Consider the following 3,996-nt stretch of genomic DNA (forward strand, 5'->3'; position numbering starts at 1 on the left):
TCACCGAAGTGACGTGCCGGCCCTCCGGCGTCCTCCCCGGCGCGCGTCAGCGGTCGGCGGCCACCTCACCGGCCTCCTCGTCCTCGTCGTCGTCGAAGACGGCGCTGATGTCGAAACGGCAGACGATCCGCTCGGGGTCGGCCTGCTCGAAGGGGGCGGCCAGCCACTCCCCGGGCTCCGGCAGTTCCCCGGCGGCGGTGACCCAGAGCGTGGAGTCGCCCTCCTCCAGACCGAACTCCTTGTGCCGGGAGGCGATCTCGTCGGGTTCGTACTCCCCGAAGAGGACGCCGAGCGCCGCGGCGGTCGTGCGGGGCCCGTCCTCGTCGTGGTCCAGGTCGGCGACGCGCCGGGCCTGGGCCACCAGCCGGCGCGGCTCGGCCACCGCGTAGTCGCGGCGGATCAGCAGGCTGAGGGCGTGCGGTTCGTCAGGTCCGGCGTAGGGCGGCAGCCCGTCGTCGGCCCCCGGGATCTCGAAGGGGGTCACCTCGTCGTAGCGGTCGTAGAGGAGTTCGTCATAGGTCTCGGCGGCCGCGGCGAGGGCGTTGAACGCCTCGTAGACCGCCGCGTCGTCGTCCCCCGTGCGGCCTTCGACCGCCGCGAGGTGGCGGTCCAGTGCGGTCTTGACCGCCTCTGCGGCGGCACGTACCTCGGCAGCGGTGGGCTGCGCAGCATCAGACATGGGACAGACGCTATCCGTACCGGGCCGGTGCCCGCACAATAGATGCGATGCCGGAATACGAATTTGTCGACGTGTACGTGCCGCGAGGGGTCTCCCGCAGGGAGGCGACGCGGCTTCTGACCGACCATGCCGAGTACGGACACTGGGAGTTGGACCGCCTCACCCTGCGCCGGGACGGCAGTCGCAGAGTGCGGCTGAAGCGGCGGATCATCCGTCAGATCCGCGCGACCTGGTGACGAACGCGGAAGGGGCCCCGCACGGCGCGGGGCCCCTTCGCGTTCCGGCCGGTGCGGCTCAGGCGCCGCGGCGGGAGCGGCGGTAGACCAGCGAGCCCGCGAGGAGCAGCCCCGCGGCGGCCGGGACGACCACGCCGAGCGGCGCGGACGCCCCGGTCTCGGCGAGCTCGTCCGGGGAGGCCGGCGGCGGCGTGATCCCCGGACCGGGGTGGTGCGAGCCGCCGTCCGAGCTGGGCGGCACACCGGGGGTGCCGGGCGTACCAGGGGTACCGGGCGTACCAGGCGTACCAGGGGTACCAGGGGTGCCGGGCGTACCCGGAGTCCCCGGCGTACCGGGCGTACCGGGGGTGCCCGGCGTACCGGGGGTCCCCGGGGTGCCAGGAGTTCCCGGCGTACCGGGGGTGCCAGGAGTCCCCGGCGTACCAGGGGTGCCGGGGGTCCCGGGGGTTCCGGGGGTCCCCGGCGGGGTCTCCTCGCCGTAACCGCCCGGCTCCTCGCCGTAACCACCGGGCTCCTCGCCGTAGCCGGTGTCCGGGTTCCGGCCGTTGGCGCAGTCGTTGCCCATGGCGGGGTTGCCGAGGCCGATGCCCGTGACGCTGTTGCCGCACACGTTCACGGGAACCTCGACCGGCACCACCACGGCGTTGCCGGAGGCCACGCCCGGGGAGTCGCTCGCGTACGCGCCGCCGGCCGCGCCGGGGCGGGACTGCGCGGGGATGTTGGCACAGGAGTTGCCCATCGCCGGGTTGAGCACCCCGACGACGTTGACGGTGTTCCCACAGGCGTTGACCGGGGCGTGGACCGGGACCTGCACGGTGTTCCCGGACGCGACGCCGGGTGAGTTCGCGGCCGTGCCGCTCGCCCCGGAATCCGCCTGCGCGATGCCGCCGCCGAGCGCGAAGACGCCTCCGGCCGCCGCGACGGTGATGATGCTCTTGCGCGTGACCTGTCGCATAGCTTGCTTACCTGCCTTCTCGGCAATGCGCCTGACCGGCATGGGATGCCCGATCGGCGGGGAGTGAGGGCCACCGGGCCCGTGCCCGGGGCGGAATGGCCACCGGCCCCGGAGTGCATGGCACGCACTCCGGGGCCGGACGGCTCACGCCCTCAAGGGGCGGGGCACAACGTCAGGCGTTGACGCAGGTGTTGCCGAAGGCGGGGTTCAGCAGGCCGATCACGGAGACCGTGTTGCCGCAGACGTTCACGGGCACGTGAACCGGGACCTGCACGACGTTGCCCGAGAGGACACCGGGGGAACCGATGGCCGCACCCTGGGCACCCGCGTCGGCGACGGCCATGCCCGCGCCCGCGAGAACGAGACCGCCGGTGGCAGCCGCAGCAGCGACGACCTTCTTGATCATTATTCCTCCTAGTTGGCAATGCGGCCCCAGCCGCGGACCGCAACACCTGTAACGAGGGGGAATGGAGGGGGCTACGAGCCCCCGGGGTCATTCACTCTTTCCGGGCAAGGGCAAACGGACGGTCGAATCCGGCCGTCCGTCGGCCCCTCGGTCAGCAGGCGTCGATGAAGCGGTCCAGGACGCGCACGCCGAACTTCAGGCCGTCGACGGGGACGCGCTCGTCGACGCCGTGGAACATGCCGGCGAAGTCCAGCTCGGGCGGCAGCTGGAGCGGGGCGAAGCCGAAGCAGCGGATGCCGAGGTCGTCGAAGGACTTGGCGTCGGTGCCGCCGGAGAGCATGTACGGGACCGCGCGGGCGATCGGGTCCTCGGCCCGCAGGGCGAGCTGCATGGCGTCGACGAGGGCCCCGTCGAAGCTGGTCTCCAGGGCCTTGTCGCCGTGGACGTCCTCGCGCCTGACCTTGGGGCCGAGGATCCGGTCGAGGTCGGCGAGGAACTCCTGCTCGTAGCCGGGCAGGAAGCGGCCGTCGACGTGGGCGGTGGCCTGGCCGGGGATGACGTTCACCTTGTAGCCGGCGCCGAGCATGGTGGGGGCGGCGGAGTTGCGCAGGGTGGCGCCGACCATCTTGGCGATGCCGCCCAGCTTGGCCAGGGTGCCGTCCATGTCCTCGGGGTCGAGCGGGGTGCCGAGCGCGTCGGACAGCTCGTCGAGGAAGCTGCGGACGGTCTTGGTGACGCGGACCGGCCACTGGTGGCGGCCGAGCCGGCCGACGGCCTCGCACAGCTCGGTGATGGCGTTGTCGTCGTTGGTCATCGAGCCGTGGCCCGCGGTGCCCTCGACGGTCAGCCGCATCCAGTGCATGCCCTTCTGGGCGGTCTCGACCAGGTAGAGGCGCAGGTTCTCGTTGACCGTGAAGGAGAAGCCGCCGACCTCGCCGATGGCCTCGGTGACCCCGTCGAAGAGGCCGCGGTGCTTGTCGACCAGGTGGCGCGCGCCGTAGGTGCCGCCGGCCTCCTCGTCGGCGAGGAAGGCGAGGACGATGTCGCGCGGGGGCTTGCGGCCGCTGCGCAGCCGGTCGCGGACGACCGCGAGGGTCATCGCGTCCATGTCCTTCATGTCGACGGCGCCGCGACCCCAGACGCAGCCGTCGGCGACCTCGCCGGAGAAGGGGTGGTGGGTCCAGTCCGCGGCGTCGGCCGGGACGACGTCGGTGTGCCCGTGGATGAGCAGGGCCGGGCGGGAGGGGTCCTCGCCCTCGATGCGGGCCACGGTGGAGGCGCGGCCCTTGTGCGACTCGATGATCTTCGGTTCGAGGCCGACCTCGGCGAGCTTCTCGGCGACGTACTCGGCCGCGGCGCGCTCACCCGGGCCGGAGTGGTCGCCGTAGTTGCTGGTGTCGATGCGGATGAGGTCCCGGCAGAGGTCGACGACCTCATCCTCACCCGAGACGGTCCGGCCGGTGTTCGACTCGCTCACGCTGCTTCCTCCCACGACGTGCCCCACGTGCTTGCTGGTGGTCGCCTCCATCCTCCCCCGCGCCCGCCCCGGCGGCGCAAGGGCGTGGTGATCGACCGGTCCGAATGTTTGCTATGGTTTCCCTCGTCGGAACGGCCCAGGGCCGCGAGACACACACCCTGTCCGGGTGGCGGAATGGCAGACGCGCTAGCTTGAGGTGCTAGTGCCCTTTATCGGGCGTGGGGGTTCAAGTCCCCCCTCGGA

5 protein-coding genes are annotated in these 3,996 nt (G+C 72.3%); 1 reads left to right on the forward strand and 4 read right to left on the reverse strand.

Annotated features, from left to right (window positions below; genetic code table 11):
* Positions 1 to 46: 46 nt before the first annotated feature.
* Positions 47 to 679 (reverse strand): hypothetical protein, encoded by a 633-nt coding sequence (locus tag ACFQ8C_RS36695; protein ID WP_383466256.1) that lies wholly within the window; start codon positions 677 to 679, stop codon positions 47 to 49.
* A gap of 47 nt (positions 680 to 726) precedes the next feature.
* Between ACFQ8C_RS36695 and ACFQ8C_RS36700 the strand changes: the two genes are divergently transcribed.
* Positions 727 to 915, forward strand: a complete 189-nt coding sequence (locus tag ACFQ8C_RS36700; protein ID WP_383466258.1) for a DUF5703 family protein — start codon at positions 727 to 729, stop codon at positions 913 to 915.
* 58 nt (positions 916 to 973) lie between these two features.
* On the opposite strand, the gene ACFQ8C_RS36705 is transcribed toward ACFQ8C_RS36700, so the two are convergent.
* The 3 genes from ACFQ8C_RS36705 to ACFQ8C_RS36715 all read right to left on the reverse strand — a co-directional run bounded on the left by ACFQ8C_RS36705 (position 974) and on the right by ACFQ8C_RS36715 (position 3,753).
* The gene (locus tag ACFQ8C_RS36705) at positions 974 to 1,870 is read right to left on the reverse strand and encodes a chaplin (RefSeq protein ID WP_383466260.1); all 897 of its coding nucleotides are present in this window, start codon (positions 1,868 to 1,870) and stop codon (positions 974 to 976) included.
* A 172-nt stretch (positions 1,871 to 2,042) separates the two neighbouring features.
* Positions 2,043 to 2,276 (reverse strand): chaplin ChpH, encoded by a 234-nt coding sequence (chpH, locus tag ACFQ8C_RS36710; protein ID WP_015032475.1) that lies wholly within the window; start codon positions 2,274 to 2,276, stop codon positions 2,043 to 2,045.
* Positions 2,277 to 2,427: 151 nt separating this feature from the next.
* Positions 2,428 to 3,753: a M20/M25/M40 family metallo-hydrolase gene (locus tag ACFQ8C_RS36715; RefSeq protein ID WP_383466262.1), complete on the reverse strand. Its 1,326-nt coding sequence runs from the start codon at positions 3,751 to 3,753 to the stop codon at positions 2,428 to 2,430.
* Between the last annotated feature and the right edge of the window lie 243 nt (positions 3,754 to 3,996).

The organism is Streptomyces sp. NPDC056503, from assembly GCF_042794995.1.
Lineage (GTDB): Bacteria > Actinomycetota > Actinomycetes > Streptomycetales > Streptomycetaceae > Streptomyces.

Bases quoted from the DNA above. Each gene is read 5' to 3' on its own strand.
- ACFQ8C_RS36705 (WP_383466260.1), bottom strand. From the start codon at position 1,870: ATGCGACAGGTCACGCGCAAGAGCATCATCACCGTCGCGGCGGCCGGA.
- ACFQ8C_RS36700 (WP_383466258.1), top strand. From the start codon at position 727: ATGCCGGAATACGAATTTGTCGACGTGTACGTGCCGCGAGGGGTCTCC.
- chpH (WP_015032475.1), bottom strand. From the start codon at position 2,276: ATGATCAAGAAGGTCGTCGCTGCTGCGGCTGCCACCGGCGGTCTCGTT.
- ACFQ8C_RS36695 (WP_383466256.1), bottom strand. From the start codon at position 679: ATGTCTGATGCTGCGCAGCCCACCGCTGCCGAGGTACGTGCCGCCGCA.